Annotated in this window: 18 protein-coding genes; 4 read left to right on the top strand and 14 right to left on the bottom strand. The window is 45.4% G+C overall.

What is annotated here, in order from left to right:
- The first annotated feature begins 61 nt into the window (after window positions 1-61).
- From ACTRXF_RS00225 to ACTRXF_RS00215, 3 genes are all read left to right on the top strand, one after another.
- Window positions 62-535, top strand: coding sequence for a helix-turn-helix domain-containing protein (locus ACTRXF_RS00225; RefSeq protein ID WP_474277117.1), 474 nt, complete (start codon window positions 62-64; stop codon window positions 533-535).
- Window position 536: 1 nt separating this feature from the next.
- Entirely contained in the window at window positions 537-1,712 is a 1,176-nt protein-coding gene (locus ACTRXF_RS00220) for a tyrosine-type recombinase/integrase (protein WP_474277115.1), read from the top strand.
- A gap of 654 nt (window positions 1,713-2,366) precedes the next feature.
- Window positions 2,367-2,678, top strand: coding sequence for a hypothetical protein (locus ACTRXF_RS00215; RefSeq protein ID WP_474277113.1), 312 nt, complete (start codon window positions 2,367-2,369; stop codon window positions 2,676-2,678).
- Between the two features lie 37 nt (window positions 2,679-2,715).
- On the opposite strand, the gene ACTRXF_RS00210 is transcribed toward ACTRXF_RS00215, so the two are convergent.
- From ACTRXF_RS00210 to ACTRXF_RS00195, 4 genes are all read right to left on the bottom strand, one after another.
- Entirely contained in the window at window positions 2,716-2,937 is a 222-nt protein-coding gene (locus ACTRXF_RS00210) for a hypothetical protein (protein ID WP_322524533.1), read from the bottom strand.
- Window positions 2,938-3,057: 120 nt separating this feature from the next.
- Window positions 3,058-3,456: a DUF3942 family protein gene (locus ACTRXF_RS00205; RefSeq protein ID WP_474262608.1), complete on the bottom strand. Its 399-nt coding sequence runs from the start codon at window positions 3,454-3,456 to the stop codon at window positions 3,058-3,060.
- Between the two features lie 139 nt (window positions 3,457-3,595).
- Window positions 3,596-3,832, bottom strand: a complete 237-nt coding sequence (locus ACTRXF_RS00200) for a hypothetical protein (protein WP_091610094.1) — start codon at window positions 3,830-3,832, stop codon at window positions 3,596-3,598.
- Between the two features lie 73 nt (window positions 3,833-3,905).
- Window positions 3,906-4,133, bottom strand: coding sequence for a hypothetical protein (locus ACTRXF_RS00195; RefSeq protein WP_474262610.1), 228 nt, complete (start codon window positions 4,131-4,133; stop codon window positions 3,906-3,908).
- Window positions 4,134-4,274: 141 nt separating this feature from the next.
- Here ACTRXF_RS00195 and ACTRXF_RS00190 point away from each other — a divergent pair, with 141 nt between their 5' ends.
- Entirely contained in the window at window positions 4,275-5,192 is a 918-nt protein-coding gene (locus tag ACTRXF_RS00190; RefSeq protein WP_474277111.1) for an aldo/keto reductase, read from the top strand.
- Window positions 5,193-5,237: 45 nt separating this feature from the next.
- On the opposite strand, the gene ACTRXF_RS00185 is transcribed toward ACTRXF_RS00190, so the two are convergent.
- The 10 genes from ACTRXF_RS00185 to ACTRXF_RS00140 form a co-directional block, all read right to left on the bottom strand.
- Window positions 5,238-6,503 (bottom strand): L-lactate MFS transporter, encoded by a 1,266-nt coding sequence (locus ACTRXF_RS00185; protein WP_474277109.1) that lies wholly within the window; start codon window positions 6,501-6,503, stop codon window positions 5,238-5,240.
- Window positions 6,504-6,646: 143 nt separating this feature from the next.
- A complete protein-coding gene (locus tag ACTRXF_RS00180; RefSeq protein WP_474277107.1) occupies window positions 6,647-7,702 on the bottom strand; it encodes a Gfo/Idh/MocA family protein in 1,056 nt (351 codons plus the stop codon).
- On the bottom strand, window positions 7,702-8,439 hold the full coding sequence (locus tag ACTRXF_RS00175; protein ID WP_474277105.1) for a ThuA domain-containing protein: 738 nt from the start codon (window positions 8,437-8,439) through the stop codon (window positions 7,702-7,704). Before ACTRXF_RS00175 ends, ACTRXF_RS00180 begins: the two co-directional genes overlap by 1 nt.
- Before the next feature lie 186 nt (window positions 8,440-8,625).
- Window positions 8,626-10,104, bottom strand: a complete 1,479-nt coding sequence (gene xylB, locus ACTRXF_RS00170; RefSeq protein WP_474277103.1) for a xylulokinase — start codon at window positions 10,102-10,104, stop codon at window positions 8,626-8,628.
- Window positions 10,105-10,120: 16 nt separating this feature from the next.
- On the bottom strand, window positions 10,121-11,455 hold the full coding sequence (gene xylA / locus ACTRXF_RS00165; RefSeq protein ID WP_474277101.1) for a xylose isomerase: 1,335 nt from the start codon (window positions 11,453-11,455) through the stop codon (window positions 10,121-10,123).
- A gap of 44 nt (window positions 11,456-11,499) precedes the next feature.
- Window positions 11,500-12,321: a carbohydrate ABC transporter permease gene (locus tag ACTRXF_RS00160; RefSeq protein WP_474277099.1), complete on the bottom strand. Its 822-nt coding sequence runs from the start codon at window positions 12,319-12,321 to the stop codon at window positions 11,500-11,502.
- Between the two features lie 19 nt (window positions 12,322-12,340).
- Window positions 12,341-13,219: a carbohydrate ABC transporter permease gene (locus ACTRXF_RS00155; RefSeq protein ID WP_474262626.1), complete on the bottom strand. Its 879-nt coding sequence runs from the start codon at window positions 13,217-13,219 to the stop codon at window positions 12,341-12,343.
- A 97-nt stretch (window positions 13,220-13,316) separates the two neighbouring features.
- Window positions 13,317-14,630, bottom strand: coding sequence for an extracellular solute-binding protein (locus ACTRXF_RS00150; protein WP_474262628.1), 1,314 nt, complete (start codon window positions 14,628-14,630; stop codon window positions 13,317-13,319).
- 64 nt (window positions 14,631-14,694) lie between these two features.
- Entirely contained in the window at window positions 14,695-15,288 is a 594-nt protein-coding gene (locus tag ACTRXF_RS00145; RefSeq protein ID WP_474277097.1) for a YesL family protein, read from the bottom strand.
- A 24-nt stretch (window positions 15,289-15,312) separates the two neighbouring features.
- A complete protein-coding gene (locus ACTRXF_RS00140) occupies window positions 15,313-16,485 on the bottom strand; it encodes an ROK family protein (protein ID WP_474277095.1) in 1,173 nt (390 codons plus the stop codon).
- Between the last annotated feature and the right edge of the window lie 102 nt (window positions 16,486-16,587).

Below are 16,587 nucleotides of genomic sequence, written 5' to 3'. Positions count from 1 at the left end.
ATTGATATATTTATCGGAAGCATGTAAACTTTAGATAAATATGATTAAAGGAAGAGTTAATATGATTGGTGACGCAATTAAAAAAATAAGAAAAGAAAAAAACATTTCTATGCGGGAATTAGCAAGGCGAGCTGGAATCTCTCAAGCTTATTTATCTCAATTAGAGAAAGGGTTAAATAATAATCCTACTGGCGGTATGACAAAAAAGATTGCAGACGGCTTAGGTGTGAGTGCTTACGATCTTATGAATGAAGCTAATTTATTTAACATCGATGCTATTAATAAAATTCGAGCGGAAGAGTATCAGAAAGAAAAAGCTGCTGCCCCTGAAAAATTTGAGTTATATAAAATTGTTGATTATGAAGAGTTTGGGGTTGTTTTTGAAGGTGCAGGGCGAGAGTTCAATGAAGCAGAAAGTGAAGCGATAGCTGTAACCCTGCGTTACATTTTGCCTTTGTTGGAAAATAAAGTAGCTTCTCCTGAAACGATTATTAAAGAAGTCGATAAGCTTTTCTATAAGTTAGGAGGGCATTAGCATGGCTGGTAGCATCGAAGCTCGGGGCAATGGTTCCTACCGCTTAACGGTCAGCCTGGGGAAAGGCCCGGACGGGAAATACATTAAAAAACGGCGCACAGTAAAAGCCAAAAATAAAACGGAAGCAAAAAAGATGCTCTCTGCCTTTGTCACGGAAGTGGAATCCGGCCATTACATTGACCCTGCGAAAACCTTGTTTCAGGACTTTATCACGGACTGGCACGACAAGTACGCCAAAAAACACCTTTCTCCTAAAACGCTAGAAAATTATATGTATGTGGTTCGCAACTTCTTTCTTCCTGCCTTTGGCCACATGAAAATAAACGCCATCCACCCTATGCACGTTGTGAAGTACCTTGACCAGCTCGAGCAGGACGGCTCCCGCTTGGACGGAAAGTCGGGCGGGTTGTCTCCAGCCAGTATCATCTATCATCACCGGGTACTCCGCAACATATTCAGCAGGGCGGTAGAATGGGCCATGATTAATAGCAACCCCGTGCAGAACGTGAAGAAGCCGAAACAGACACAAGAGGACGTGGAAGTGTACACGCAAGCGGAAGTACAGCAGCTATTCCGTCTATTGGAACAAGAGCCGCTACATCAGCGGTTGATCGTGACCCTTGCTGTTACTGCCGGTTTACGCCGTGGGGAAATTCTGGGCTTACAATGGGAAGATATTAACCTAGAGATAGGCACGGTCACAGTTCGCCACTCCTTGCAGTTTAACCAGGGAGAAGGCTACGATCTCAAAGAGCCGAAAACGAAAACGTCTGCTCGTTCTGTTGTTCTCCCTCACTTTGTCACGGAGTTATTGAAAAGCCATCAGCGGGAGAGCCGGAAAAACAAGATCAAAGCGGCTGATCGTTGGGAAGGCGGGAAACATAACTTTGTATTCTCTACGTGGAATGGCAAGCCTATGTACCCCTCTGTGCCTGGCACATGGTGGCGGCGCTTTCTCCAGCGTAAAGGCTTTAAGCCTATTCGTTTCCACGGACTGCGGCACACAGCGGCCACTCTGCTCATTAATCAGGGCGTACATGCCAAAGTAATATCCGAACGCTTAGGCCACGCTGATATACAGACAACCATGAACGTGTACGGCAAGTATATTCAAGAAGCAGACCAGGAAGCAGCGAACAAACTAGATACGCTCTTTCAAAGCGACAAGCCCAGCTAATACAGCGGGCTTTTTTATATGCCATTTAGTTAGCTGAATAACATAAGTTAATTCATAAATTACATGAGTTATTCATAACTTTTTTTTAACTTATGAACGCTGTAACCCTTGCTATATAAGTATTCTACTCTCTAATTCATAACTTACATATCTTTTTAATATTCTTAGGGATTTATAATAAACAAAAGAGCGGACAACTGGAACTGGTTAGCATGGCTGGGGTTGCCCCAGGTACGCTATGGGGAAAATATGGGGAAAAATTCAGTGCAGTGTCGTTGTATTTCTTACATTGCATTAGTCTTAGTACACTACAACATGCACAGGAATAGGGTTGATTAGTGGCCATCTGTCTCAGTTTGTCATACTGTCTCCCTTTGACAGGGTGGAGGTCACTGGTTCGAGCCCAGTACGGGACACCATACATAATAAACTACAGCAGGAGCCTTTGGCTTCTGTTTTTTAATTTGCATAGCCCGGGCTGTTTATAGTCGCCACTTTCTTTGATACATCTATTACCTTACCCATTATTTTACAATAATTAGTGCACCTCATAAAATTTATGTATATTCTCGTGCCATCCTTTTGTATCCTCTGCTTTTATTAAACTGTTTCAGGGTATATCATGATAAACAAATACTGAAAGGAGGAATACGGATGAGTTCATCATCAATAGATAGTTCGAATTTCGTCGAGGTGTATTTTGACCCTTCCGCCATCCCGCTTTTTGAATTGAATGGGTTCCAGAGCGAAGGCACCTTCGAAGAGCATTCCAGCTACGTTAAAGCAGTAGTGTCTTCGGAGAATTGCGGTATTGAAGAAGCGGGGATCTACTTCTATCAGGAAAAAGCCAGGAACACCTCCGGAGGCAGCAAGACCATCTTTGTTCCTATGCGTTTTATTCTTACTGTAGTGGAGCATTCCGAATCAAGGGGGCCTATCGGCTATACGGATCCAAATACTCTTTAGCACAGTTAAAGGCAGAAAGCTGCGAGCTTCTGCCTTTTTACCGCAGAACGTATATATGCCGCCCAAGCTGAATAATTTCTTCATTCTCAGGAAAATAAACCCGCTCAAACGTCGGATGAAAACCGCTGTCCTGCATGGAGTGTATATCGGCGACCCATCCCCCTTCCCCCGGCCAAACAAGGCAATGCAGCATGTGCCCTTCACTACAAATGATTACCTGCACCTGGCGAATATGCCGGTCAATATAAACAACCCCCATGGCGTATATCCCCCCTTAATGACAATATACCCATTCGAGGCGAATCAAGACTTATTTCCCTATTAATTATTTAATATTTTTTCGAGTCAAAAAAAGCGCCGCAGCGGGCGCTTCTTCGTTCTATAATCCCAGGATATCGCCGAATGTATTTTGAAGATGGTTCCGGACGATATCCATATCGAATTCTTTTTCTTCTTCCCGGCTGTACATTCTGCCATTCTGGACGTATATGACATCGAGCTCTTTCGTCGTATCATCTGTACTCTGCGTTACTTCAATGTGACAATTGTCGTCGTCTGTGCGGGTTTCAAAAAGCAATTCACGATTATCGATGGTCATATAGCTGCGGTGCTTCGAACCATAGCTGCTGAACGAATCGTTTTTCACTTCACCGATCTCTTTGTTCAAATTATTAAAGTACTTGGCAATTTCCCAGTTTACTTCGTTCATAATGTTTGCGTCTTCATTTACTTCCAGGTATTCAACTGCTTTAGCTACGAACTCATCTTCGAAACTCATTGCCATCACCCTCTTCTTTAAAGTAATTCCCCATTCTACAGGTTATACGGCTTCTCCACTACTGCAGCAGAAAAATTATGTAAAAAATATTTATTAAAAAAGAGTTATGTTAACTGCTCATAAAAACAGTTAACATAATTTATTTCACTTCTACTACATACACACCAGCATCAACATATCGGATCAGCATCAACTGTCCATTGCCCACCATCGAATCAATAGTTTTTAACGCAAAAGAACTGTCAATGCTGTTTCTATCTTTTAATATAGCGGCGACATCTTTATTAGTCAGTGGCTTTTCATTGTCCTGAATAATATTTTTTATTGTTTTTGCCCCTCTGGTTTGTAATATAATGTTCACCCCTTTGTTTATCACTAATATTCTATTTCCGAAAAGTCTGCAGGGTAATCCTCAAATTACAACTATTTTTGAATCCACGGGTGCAAAATTACTGGTCGCTCTCATGCAAATGATTTTCTTTTTTCTGTTTGACCTGTAATTTCCCTCTTCGTATTGCTTCCGTTATAACTAAACAGAGCGCTCCGGCCAAGACATGAATGAGTGCCCATACATAGCTTTGCAGTACGAGGCCGACAATAATTCCGAGGCCGATATTCCATATCCCGATAATGAGCCAGAATAGAATAAAATAACTGTTTATTGTTCTTCGTTTCATGTCTGACATCCTTTAATGTTTTTCTACAAATTACCATATTTATGTGTAAAAGTCATTTTTCATGTTTTTGACAGCGTTATCATCCCTATTGCACATCCGTCATGTTACACTATTCTTATCCTGAAAAAAAGAGGTGCTCAGATGAAACAAATGCAGTTAGGCAGCAGTTCTCTTCACGTATCCAATATAGCACTCGGGTGTATGCGCATGAATGAGCTTTCTATCGATGATGCTGAAAAAGTTTTCCGCACTGCTCTTGAGGCAGGGGTGAACTTTTTTGATCATGCCGACATTTACGGCGGCGGCGATTCTGAAGACATTTTTGCCAGAGCGGCCGGCATGAACGATGACCTCCGTGAAAAAGTGATTCTTCAGTCCAAAGCCGGCATCCGTGGGAATTCTTTCGATTTTTCCAAGTCCCATATCTTAAAAACCGTCGATGAAAGCCTGAAGCGCCTTAAGACAGATTATCTGGATGTACTGCTTCTTCACCGTCCCGATGCGCTTATGGAGCCCGAAGAAGTCGCGGAAGCGTTCGACAATCTCCAGGCCTCCGGTAAAGTCCGGCATTTTGGTGTCAGCAACCAGCATCCAATGCAGGTTGAGCTTTTAAAGCAGCACGTTAAGCAGGACCTGATTGCCAACCAGCTGCAGTTCGGTTTGATGCACTCCCTCATGATAGACCAGGGACTGAATGTAAATATGAAAAACGATGCCGCAGTGATGCGTGAAGGCGGGCTGCTTGAGTACAGTCAGTTGAACAGTATGACTGTTCAGGCCTGGTCTCCTTTTCAGTACGGCATGATGGAAGGCGTTTTTGTCGGCAATGACAAATTTCCGGAAGTAAACAAAAAACTCAGCGAATTGGCCAAGCGCTACGACATTACTGAATCTGCGGTAGCGGCTGCCTGGATTCTTCGTCATCCGGCCCGCATCCAAACCATTGTCGGAACGATGAATCCAGAACGACTGGCAGGTATCGCCAAAGCTTCTGAGATCACTCTGACACGTGAAGAATGGTATGATCTCTATCAGACAGCCGGCAATGAACTCCCATAACAATAAAGACCCCTTTTCCTTTATTCAGGGAAAAGGGGTCTTTCTTTATGCTTTCGCTGCTTCTGTGCTTTCTTTTTCTTTATTCTTCCTGATCTTTTTAATATTAAATCGCATTACGATCATAGCCGCCAGGGCGACTACTAGAAGAATATTAAACAGGTAGAACGATAAGACGTAGCTTCCTGTTGCCGAAACGATGCTCGAAACAGCTGTCGGCCCGGCCACACCGGCAAGAGCCCAGGCAGTTAAAAGGAATCCGTGAATGGCTCCGAGCTGTCTCGTCCCAAACAGGTCACCGATATAAGCCGGTAGACAGGCGAAGCCGCCACCGTAACACGTAATAATAATGAATAAGAGAATTGCGAGCAGCACAACGTTAGTCGTTAACGGCAGTAGGAAAAAGGCAACAATCTGAATGAGAAAGAACAGCGTAAACGTGTTCGTTCTTCCAAGATAGTCCGAGAGTGACGCCCAGACAATTCTTCCACCTCCGTTGAAAAAGCCCATTACGCCGACGATGGTAGCTGCTACAGCTGCGCTTGTTCCAGTGATGGACTGAGTCATGTTTGATGCGACTGCAAGCAGCATGATACCCGATGAAATGTTAATAAACATCACGAGCCACAGCAGGTAAAAACGCATCGTCCGGAGTGCTTCTTTGGCTGAAAGCTGTGCCAGGTCTCCGCCTTTTTGATTTGTTTTAAGGTCTTCCTTCTTATAGCCTTTAGGCATCCAGTCCTTCGGCGGCTTCTTCATATAGCTTGCCCCCGCAAGCATAAGAATGAAGTACGAAGCGCCCAGAATATAAAATGCCCCCGGTATTGATACTGCGTTCATGAGCCATTCAGCTACGGGACTTGTAATCAGCGCCCCGGCGCCAAATCCCATAACTGCCATGCCAGTAGCCATCCCTCTGCGGTCCGGAAACCACATAACTAGCGTAGAAACCGGGGATATGTACCCGATACCAAGACCAATGCCGCCGAGAACACCATAAGAACCAATAAATAATGGCAGACTTTCAAGCTGGACCGCAAGTCCGGCCCCCATTGTCCCGGCACCAAACAGCACGGCTGCAATGGCAGCTGAGATTCTCGGCCCGTATTTTTCCACAAAAAAACCTAGTGAAGCGGCCGACATCCCCAAGAAGAAAATTGCAATGGTGAATGCGAGTGTTACGTCGGAAATGTTCCAGCCAAGTGACTCATTCAGCGGGTTCTGGTACACACTGTACGCATATACTGAACCAATCGATAAATGAATCGCTACAGCTGATAAAGCCATCAACCAACGATTTCGATCTGCTTCCATAATTAGTAAGTCCCCCTTCTGTAATAATACAATCCTCTCATTCCCTCTGAGTATGCATTCAAACGGTCATTCCCAAAAAAATTGTAAAAATTATTTCTTAAGAATTGCTTTAAAATAACGAAAAAAAGCACCCGGATGGATGCTTATACTTCGTCGGCATAGACATTATCCAAACGGACGCTTTTTCCAGTTCTGCTGCTTTCATAAACAGCTTCAATAATCCGAGTGACCCTCAAAGCCTGCTCAGGCTCAACGACAACCTCAGCCTGCCCCAGACATGCCTCTATGAAATTCTTTGCTTGCAGCACATCTTCACGCTCATAGTTTGTTAAGTGCGGCTCCGTACTCATCATCGAACCGAATTTTGACTGGTAAAGCTCGAGCGGAAAGACCTGGAGTCCTCCATCCACCCCGGAAATACTTAATTCTTCTTTATCTTCTTTTATATTCGCTGCCCAGGATGACTCCAAGAGCAGCGTCATACCATTTTCAAACGTAATATAGCCAGTCACATGGTCCTCCACGGAAAAGCTTTCAGCATCGATCGCTCCCCATTCATTAATCTGGCCAGGAGTTTTACTCAGACGGTCGTATGTTCTTCCGTTCACTTCTACCGGCTGTGGGTCATCCAGAAGCCAGAGAGCCAAATCCAGCAGATGACAGCCGTAATCAATCAGACTGCCTCCGCCCTGAAGTTCTTTATTCGTAAACACGCCCCACCCGGGCACCTTCCGTCTTCGCATCGCCTGAAGGCGTACAACCAGTGGATCGCCAATTTCGCCCTCCTGCACCATCTGTCTCGCCGTACGGGACTCCTGCATGTAACGGTAATGATAACCAATCGTTAACACAGCCCCTGAACGCCTGGATGCGTCAATCATGTCTCTGCATTCAGCGGTGGTCATCGCCATCGGCTTTTCACAGAGCACGTGCACTCCGGCTTCCAGGGCCTGCACGGCAAGTTCTGCATGAAATTTGTTTGGTGTACAAATGATGACTGCTTCAACGTGGGCGAGCAATTCTTCTACAGTGCCGTATACAGCGGGAATATCAAATTCTTCCGCAGCCGCTCCTGCTTTACTGAGATCTGTATCAAAAACAGCGGCTACGTGAGCATCTTCAATTTGCTGAAAAGCGGGAAGGTGTCTCCCGCGGGCAATGCCGCCTGCACCAATAATGCCTATCTGAAGCTTTCCCATTAGTCCTTTCCCTCCGTATCTTTACCCGAGATGGCTTCCAGAGGCCTGGCATTACCATAAACAGGTACTGGTGTATTTTTCGGGGCCGACCACCGGACAGCATTTTTAATCACCGTTTGAATGTCTTTGTTGTAGTAGGTTGGATACGTTTCATGTCCTGGACGGAAATAAAATATCTTTCCCCGTCCCCGGGTGAACGTTGCGCCGCTGCGAAATACTTCTCCGCCCTCAAACCAGCTGATAAACACGAGTTCATCCGGTGCGGGAATATCAAAGTGTTCGCCGTACATTTCCTCTTTCGGCATTTCAATATACTCTCCGATCCCTTCAGTAATCGGATGGCCAGGCTCTACGACCCAGAGACGTTCACGCTCGTCTGCTTCCCGCCACTTCAGGTCACAGCCTGTTCCCATCAACATTCGGAATATTTTTGACAGATGGCCCGAGTGAAGCACAATCAGCCCCATCCCGTCCAGTACGCGAGCCTGAATACGTTTGACAACGACATCCTCTACTTCGTCATGGGCAATATGGCCCCACCATAAAAGCACATCGGTGCCGTTTAACACTTCCTCTGTCAGTCCATGCTCCGGTTCATCGAGTGTTGCTGTGCGTACAACGTCTGCCTCTTCCCCCAGAAAGTCAGCCAATGCACCGTGAATCCCCTTCGGGTACACCTCTTTAACGTCCGGATTCTTGTTTTCGTGCCTGTTTTCGTTCCATACGGTAATGTTCATGCCGTACCTCCTTTAGTCGTTAAACGCTTACTGAATGCGTTACCAAAACCATTTAAATATTTTTAATTCGATTCGGAATCATTAAACCGCTTCCATTTCATAGTAATCCAAAACGTTTCGGATCGCAATCTTCAATTACTTTTTTATTAAAACAGGCAAAAGCCTTTTCGGGCTTTTGCCTGTAAGTCAGGACATTTTTAACGGCGATGTATGGGCATAAATTTTCTTATATGCCTGAAATGATTGTTCATATATCAGTGACTGATCAGGATCCGGGTAAAACGTTTCGCTTTCTTTGACAAACGTTTTTTTGCACTCCTCAAGCGTAGCAAACCATCCTGTACCGTAGGCTGCAAGCATTGCGGCCCCCAGTCCCGGCCCCTGTTCGTGAGCGAGCTTGCGCACAGGGCATCCGAAAGCATCCGCCTGCATCTGAAGCCAGAAGGAGCTTTTCGCTCCCCCTCCAATGGACACAAGGGAATCTATCTGAAAGCCCTGCTGAAGGATGATTTCGTGAGACTCCTTTAGAGAATAAGTGATCCCTTCCATCACAGCCCGGACAATATGGCCTCTCGTATGACGGATATCGAGGCCAATAAAGCTGCCCCTGATCCCTGCGTCCATATACGGCGTTCTTTCACCGGTCAAAAACGGGGTGAACAACAATTGATCTGCCCCTGCAGGCACCTGTGATGCCCGTTCAACGAGCTGTTCAATCGTTTCGTCAAAAAACAGGTTGTCCTTTACCCACTGCAGGCTGTTCCCGGCGGACAGAGTGACTCCCATATAATAATACTGGTCCTTTGACGCGTGATTAAAATAATGCAGACGTCCATCCGGAACCGCTTCGCCGTGATCCGGCACCAGAAGCACTCCGGAAGTCCCTATGCTTAAAAGGCCTTCCCCCGGTTCTGTGATTCCGCTTCCTAAGGCACCGCAGGCGTTATCAGCCCCGCCGGCTATAACGTTCACTCCTTCATGCAGTCCCGTCTGTGCTGCCGCCTCCTTCGTCAGGCTTCCCGCGCTTTCATGGGACTCAATCAGCGGAGGGCAGAACGAGGCGGAGAGATTAAAGCCTTCCCGCATCGTACGGCTCCAAGTTTTGCTTTTCACATCCAATAGAAGCGTCCCGGCAGCATCGGAGAGTTCCATCTGTATACTGCCTGTCAGCTGGTACCGCACGTAGTCTTTTGGCAGTAGAAAAGATGCTGCTCTGCTCCAGACATCCGGCTCATTTTCCTGCACCCAGAGCATTTTCGGAAGAGTAAAGCCCTCGAGAACTGTATTCTGTGTTGCCTCAATCAGCTCGTTCTCCCCGATCGTGCGGCGAATCGTTTCGCATTGCTCCGACGTTCTTGTGTCATTCCAGAGTATAGCTGGGCGCAGCGGGCGGCCGCTGTCGTCCAGGAGCACCAGGCCGTGCATCTGCCCGGAGAAGCTGAGACTTTCCACTTCCTCTGCCTTTATTCCTGTCTCCTCGAGCAGTGCCTGAATCGATGCTTTCGTCTGCTCCACCCATTCATCTGGGTTCTGCTCAGAATGCCCTGCTGCCGGCTGCTGGACAGACAGTGATTTTGATACAGAGGCTGTCACATCCCCATTCCGGTTCACAAGCAGGGATTTCACTGCACTCGTTCCTAAATCGACCCCTATTACGTATGTCATGCCAGCACCTCTTTGCTTAAACTTTTACTTTATTGTTAGCGTTTAAAATATACTGATTCAGTTTTGCCTTAATAAGCTCCTGTTTACCCGACTGATGTTCGATCGGCTCCTGGAGTTCAAGTGCATAGGCTTCGAGTTCTTTAAAGTTTGTTTTCCCGGCAAGAATATCGCTTCCCACGCCTTTGTCAAAGCTGCTGTAGCGTTCATCCACGATGTTTTCAAATACACGGTCTTCGATTAGCTGGGAGGCTGCCTTCAACCCATACGCAAAGGTGTCCATTCCCGCAATGTGCGCATGGAACAGATCTTCCGGTTTATGGGATGGACGCCGTACCTTGGCATCAAAGTTTAAGCCGCCTGTACCGAGGCCGTCATTTTTCAGAATTTCGTACATCGCGAGGGTGGCATCGTAAATATCAGTTGGGAACTCGTCGGTGTCCCAGCCGAGCAGCAGGTCACCCTGGTTTGCATCCACCGAGCCGAGAATGCCCATTTCTCTCGCATAGCGGAGCTCGTGTTCAAACGTATGGCCGGCGAGCGTGGCGTGGTTGGATTCGATGTTCATTTTAAAATGGCTGTCGAGATCATATTTTTGCAGGAACGCATAGGCGGTAGCTACATCAAAGTCGTACTGGTGCTTCATCGGCTCACGTGGCTTAGGCTCGATCAGCATCTGTCCTTCAAAGCCTATTTCTTTCGCATAATCCACGGCCATGTGATAAAAACGTGCCAGGTTATCCATTTCGCGCTTCATATCGGTATTGAGCAGGGTCTCGTACCCTTCGCGACCGCCCCAGAATACGTAGTTTTCTGCACCAAGCTCTTTAGCTACCTCAAGCTGCTTCTTTACTTTAGCTGCGGCATAGGCATAAACATCCGCATTGTTTGTCGTCGCTGCCCCGTGCATAAACCGGCGGTCCACAAACATATTCGCCGTATTCCAAAGAAGACCGATGCCATGTTCTTTCATATTATCCTTAAGCATCGCAGTAATTGTATCGATATTTTGATACGTTTCTTTTAAGGAATTACCTTCCGGTGCAATATCAATATCATGGAATGCAAACCGGCTGATTCCCAGCTTATTTAGAAGTTCAAAGTTTGCTTCCACCCGTGCTTTTGCGAGATCCATACCGCTGTATTTCTGATAGGAACGCTCCATCGTCGGACCGCCAAACGGATCCTCCCCGCCGAAAGTATGTGTATGCCAGTAGGCTACTGAAAAACGGAGCCATTCATCCATCGATTTCCCCATGACAGTTGCGTCCTTGTCATAGTGCTTAAAAGAAAAGTCATTGGCCGAAGCGGCACCCTCGAAGTTGATAGTTGGTACGTTGTTAAATACAGTCATAATGCATCCTCCTAATTGTTAGTTAAAATCATTACTGTGGTGTATCAGCCTTTAACAGCGCTTGAAGAGATACCCTCCACCACTTTGTTGCTGAAAAACAGAAAAGCCAGTAAAACCGGAATGATACTGATAACAAGTGTTGCCCCGATGGAACCCCAATCTGTCATATACTGCCCGATGAAATTCTGAATACCGACGGTCAGCGTCTTGTATTCATCCGAGCTGATAAATGTATTCACAAACACGAATTCGTTCCAGTTGTAGATCATATTAATGATTACAGTGGTAGACATTACCGGCGTTGTCATCGGCAAAATGATCGTGAAAAACAACCGGTTAATCGAAGAGCCGTCCATCACTGCCGCTTCTTCAATTTCTCTTGGCAGAGTATAATAGAAGCCGAGCAGAATCATAATCGTAATCGGTAGATTGTACGTTGTGTATGTGAGAACAATTGATAATGGGTTATCGATTAAGTTCACGCTGAGAAACATACTGAACAAAGGAATAAGCGCAGAATGAATAGGGATCATCAATCCAACCATAAACAGTCCCAGCACAAATTTATTCAATTTCCAGTTCATGCGTGTAATCGCAAATGTTGCCATACTGGCAAAAAGTACTGTAAGTACAATAGCCAGCCCGGTAATCCACACACTGTTGAAAAAGTACAGCCCTATACCGCCCTGCCAGACGTTCAGGTAATTTCCAAACTGCGGATCATTCGGCAGCGCAAACGGGGAACCTGAAAAGGTCTGGGCATTATCTTTAAGAGAAAACAATACCAGCCACAGCAGCGGAAAGATCTGAAAAGCTGCTACCAGTGCCAAACATGTGTATAACAAAATATATCCAATTCGACCCATAACGTTCACCTCATTTCAACTAGTACTGAATATCTTCTTTGGATGCAGTTAATTTTCTGATGATAACCGTAACGACGAGTGTGATAATCAGCAGTAAAAAGCCGATGGCACTGCCGTAACCGAAGTTATTCGTACTAAAAGCAAGATCATACATGTACGATGCCATTACTTCACTCGAACCACTCGGTCCCCCGCCGGTCATTACGTAGATCAGATCGAAATATTTCAGCGACCCGACGATGGCCAGGACAATGGTTACTTTTACTACACCCATGATTAAAGGAAGCTTAATTTTGTAGGCAATCTGCATTGGGTTCGCTCCGTCAATTCTTGCTGATTCAATCAAGGATTCCGGAATATTTTTCAATGCAGCATAGTATATAAGGATATAAAAGCCTGCGTACTGCCAGAGAATCGGTATGAATATGGCGTACAGCACGACATCCGGGTTCGCCAGCCACGACGGCGGATTTTCAATGCCAATACCGCGGAGAATCGTATTCAGGATTCCGTTTGCCGGGTTGTACACTTTAATCCACAGCTGTGCGATCGCGACAGATGACAAAAGCATCGGAATCAAATAAATTTTTCTTAATAAATCCGCACCTTTGATTTTGGAAGCCAAAATCATGGATACAGCCAGGTAAACCACCAGGCTTAAGGTTGAAAATAAAGCCAGCAGCAGAGAGTGCCATGCACTGTCCCAAAAATCCCCGTCCTGAATGGCATTGATGTAGTTTTCCATGCCAATAAAAGTCATTGACCCGATACCGTTCCAGTCCATGAGGCCGTAATAGCCAGTCAGTATGAGTGGAACTATAATAAGTACGGCAATGAGAAATAAAGCTGGGAATATGTAAAGCGTAATCATGAGTTTATTCGACATAACTTTATTCATTTCACTTGCCCCCAAGCTCTGCATTTACGTCCATAATGCATTCATGAATGATATAAAGGGCAAACCCTGAAGGAATGCCCTTTATTCATTTTTTTATTTACTCGTCTTCTTCTATTGCTTCGTCATGCATTTCAGCAAATTCCTCCGGCGTAATTTCTTCACCGAATAATGATTGAATGGCTGTCAGGTGAGTTTCGGCAACATCCGGGCTCATCTGTACATCCGCAAACAACGTCAGGTTGTCAGCATTGTTTAAATCTTCGAGTACTTCGAGGTACATATCAGGAAGGTCCACGTTATCCGTATTTACTTTCGTAGCTGGAATAACGCCCGCATCACTGACGGATTTTTCGCCCCACTCTTCAGAGAAGTACTTAACAAAATCTTTAGACTCTTCTTTTACGTCAGACTCTTCAGAAACAAACAGCCCTACGCCAGGTCCGCCTACATAGCTGTTCTGATTGCCTTTACCTTCTACTGTTGGGAAGTCGAAATAGTCAACTGCATCCCGGAAATCCTGCGAAACACTTTCATCCGTTGTATAGTTCGGAAGATCCCATGTAGCAATTAAATACATTGCTGCCTGTTCACTCATAAACATGCTTTTTGCTTCCTGGTCGGAAAGGCCGTTAAATCCTTGAGTGAAAGCTCCGCTTGAAGCCAGGTTCTGTGTTTTTTCCGCCGCATTTACCAATGGTTCTTCCGTAAAGGATGCTTCTCCATTGATTGCCTGGTCTAATAGATTGTCTTCACCAAGCCGGTCTGCCATATACATGTACCAGAGTGAGCCGGTCCAACGATCCTGGTTGCCCAGCGCAATCGGAGCCACGTCGTTTTCCTGAAGCGTGCTTACAATTTCTTCAAGCTCTTCGTATGTTTCTGGTTCTTCTAAATTGTATTCATCAAATATCGCACTGTTATAGAAAACCTGGGCTACGTTCAGTTCGAGCGGCAGTCCATAAGTACTTCCGTCCATTTCATACGCTTCCGTAGTACCTTCCACGTATGAATCACGCAGGCCGTCCTCATCAAGCACATCATCGAGCGGCGCAAACATTTCACCGTCAACGTAAGGCTCAAGGAAACCGCCCGGCCATGTCATGCCCACATCCGGCAGTTCACCCGATGTAGAAGTTACCTGCAGCTTTTCCTTGTACTGCTCATTACTCAGCACCTCGAGTTCCACCGTAGTATCCGGATTCTGCTCTTCATAATCAGCTATGATGTCGTTTACAATATCGTAATGGTCCTTTGAGCTTCCCTCTGGCCATAAGTGCATAAATTCAATCGTTTTTTGCTCCCCGTCCCCGCCGCCGTCGCCAGAGCCTGAAGATTCCGAGTTACAGCCTGTCATTACCATCGCTGTTGCACAACCTGCCGCCAGAAACGTAACCGCTTTCATCTTTTTCATAATTTCCTCCCCCTTTTCTTAATATTAAGGTAACACCCCCTACATCATTTGTCCAGTAAACAAACTAAGTTTTTATAATTTTTCTGAAAATATTTTTATTAACCACGGTAGCAACAAACGCCGTGGCGCTTATGCCAAATATGAATCCGAGTGCCGGCACCATGTAAAAAATAACCCCCAGAAGACACAAGCTTAACGTTAAAAAGAATAAGTGACCGGGATTAGTCAGCATAATAAAAAATGCATTTTTTAAAACATTCCTTAGTTTATCGTCAAAATGAGCAAACGATGGAAACAGATACAAAAGAAAAACAAATACAAAAAGGATATAAACAAATAGCGGTATGTGCAGCCAGTTCAGCGTATCGCTTGCCGCTATGAACTGAATATCGAGAAAAACAAGCACAAGTAAAAAAAGGACTACCGCCCCAAGTTTATTGGACTGAATAAATTCCTGCTTATATACCTTCCAGAAATAAGAAAAAACCGGCAGATCCCTTTCTCCGCTCACCCATTTCCGCACTACTGCAAACAAAGCATTTGTAGCCGGAAATACGCCTGCGACTACAGCGCCCATCAGCGTAAAAAACACCCAGAGCACCTGCACATAGGCAAAATTCATCACCCATGTAAGCGCTTGATAAATTTTACTGTTCATTATCGGACAAACTCCTTTCCATGCTTATACAACTGTGACTTTGCTGGTTGAAAAAAATGTTTCAATTGAAAAAGCCGCAGAGCCCAGCGCGCATGAATAAATGCTGTTTTCGGAAAAGGATAACGTGAAAGAGTCCCGGAATTCCTCGTGAAGCCGCTGCTGAAACACTCTTTCGATAGGGTTGCGAAGCCACTGCTCCAATTCTGCAAAACGGTTGCCTATAATAATTTTTTCCGGGTTGAATATGTTGATAATATTCGTAAGTCCAATACCAATATATTCCCCTACCTGGTCAAAAGCGTTCAGCACTTCCAGGTTTCTTTCCTTTGCCTTTGCGATCAGGCATTCGGTCGTTACTTCTTCCCGGTCTGAAAAGAGATGGGCTGTCTTTTCCACCAGAGCGCCTTCTGAGCTGTACAGCTCCCAGCAGCCTTTATTGCCGCACCGGCATTTCCTTCCATTTGGTTCAATGGTGAAGTGACCGACTTCGCCTGAGATACCGCTGCCGCCTTTGTATAATTGGTCATTAATAAAAATCCCGGCGCCGACACCGATACCAATACTTACATAGATAAAGTTCGAAACGCCCTGGCCGGCTCCGTAACGTTTTTCCCCGTGCGAACCAGCCTTTGCTTCATTTTCAATGAATACCGGCAGTTCGTATTTTCTCTCCAGATGCTGTTTTAAATGCACATTTTTCCACTCCAGGTTTGGGGCGAACAAAATGGTCCCTTCGTTATCGATCAGCCCCGGCACACCTACACCGATTCCCACTATCCCATAGGCACTTTTCGGCGCCTGTTCCGTAAGGTCCTCAATGACTTCCTCCACCTTATTAAACACAGCCCCTTCATCAATGGAAATCAGCGGTTCATTAATTTTAGCAACGATCGCTCCCTGCAGATCTGTCAGTATACCGAGAACATAATTTACTCCAAGATCAATTCCAATAGCATAGCCGGCTTTATTATTAAAAAACAGCATCGTCGGCTTTCTTCCTCCATTGGAAAGCCCTGCCCCCATCTCCTCCACAAGTCTGCCCTCCAGCAGGTCGGCTATCAGACTTGAAACTGTAGCTTTATTCAGTCCGGTATCTTTAGAAATCTGCGCCCTCGAAATTGGGCTTTTCTGCTGAACGGTCGTCAGCACAATTGATTTATTTATTTGCTTTACCAGAGTTTGGTCTCCCGTGCGCATATTATCTTCTCCTACGTCTCAATTTTGTTCGGTTTACGTACATAATAGCATATATTTTCTTTTGGTTATTATATAGTTTTTTAATTAAACAAAGTTATGGGT

Source organism: Marinococcus sp. LNHM3E3-2.2, assembly GCF_056034385.1.
The sequence above is the reverse complement of the archived record's forward strand: the minus strand, read 5'-3'. Positions and strand labels throughout refer to the sequence as shown.

What these genes read in the sequence shown, in the direction of transcription:
- ACTRXF_RS00225 (WP_474277117.1), top strand. Translation starts at nt 62, where the DNA reads ATGATTGGTGACGCAATTAAAAAAATAAGAAAAGAAAAAAACATTTCT.
- ACTRXF_RS00220 (WP_474277115.1), top strand. Translation starts at nt 537, where the DNA reads ATGGCTGGTAGCATCGAAGCTCGGGGCAATGGTTCCTACCGCTTAACG.
- ACTRXF_RS00215 (WP_474277113.1), top strand. Translation starts at nt 2,367, where the DNA reads ATGAGTTCATCATCAATAGATAGTTCGAATTTCGTCGAGGTGTATTTT.
- ACTRXF_RS00210 (WP_322524533.1), bottom strand. Translation starts at nt 2,937, where the DNA reads ATGGGGGTTGTTTATATTGACCGGCATATTCGCCAGGTGCAGGTAATC.
- ACTRXF_RS00205 (WP_474262608.1), bottom strand. Translation starts at nt 3,456, where the DNA reads ATGAGTTTCGAAGATGAGTTCGTAGCTAAAGCAGTTGAATACCTGGAA.
- ACTRXF_RS00195 (WP_474262610.1), bottom strand. Translation starts at nt 4,133, where the DNA reads ATGAAACGAAGAACAATAAACAGTTATTTTATTCTATTCTGGCTCATT.
- ACTRXF_RS00190 (WP_474277111.1), top strand. Translation starts at nt 4,275, where the DNA reads ATGAAACAAATGCAGTTAGGCAGCAGTTCTCTTCACGTATCCAATATA.
- ACTRXF_RS00185 (WP_474277109.1), bottom strand. Translation starts at nt 6,503, where the DNA reads ATGGAAGCAGATCGAAATCGTTGGTTGATGGCTTTATCAGCTGTAGCG.
- ACTRXF_RS00180 (WP_474277107.1), bottom strand. Translation starts at nt 7,702, where the DNA reads ATGGGAAAGCTTCAGATAGGCATTATTGGTGCAGGCGGCATTGCCCGC.
- ACTRXF_RS00175 (WP_474277105.1), bottom strand. Translation starts at nt 8,439, where the DNA reads ATGAACATTACCGTATGGAACGAAAACAGGCACGAAAACAAGAATCCG.
- xylB (WP_474277103.1), bottom strand. Translation starts at nt 10,104, where the DNA reads ATGACATACGTAATAGGGGTCGATTTAGGAACGAGTGCAGTGAAATCC.
- xylA (WP_474277101.1), bottom strand. Translation starts at nt 11,455, where the DNA reads ATGACTGTATTTAACAACGTACCAACTATCAACTTCGAGGGTGCCGCT.
- ACTRXF_RS00160 (WP_474277099.1), bottom strand. Translation starts at nt 12,321, where the DNA reads ATGGGTCGAATTGGATATATTTTGTTATACACATGTTTGGCACTGGTA.
- ACTRXF_RS00155 (WP_474262626.1), bottom strand. Translation starts at nt 13,219, where the DNA reads ATGAATAAAGTTATGTCGAATAAACTCATGATTACGCTTTACATATTC.
- ACTRXF_RS00150 (WP_474262628.1), bottom strand. Translation starts at nt 14,630, where the DNA reads ATGAAAAAGATGAAAGCGGTTACGTTTCTGGCGGCAGGTTGTGCAACA.
- ACTRXF_RS00145 (WP_474277097.1), bottom strand. Translation starts at nt 15,288, where the DNA reads ATGAACAGTAAAATTTATCAAGCGCTTACATGGGTGATGAATTTTGCC.
- ACTRXF_RS00140 (WP_474277095.1), bottom strand. Translation starts at nt 16,485, where the DNA reads ATGCGCACGGGAGACCAAACTCTGGTAAAGCAAATAAATAAATCAATT.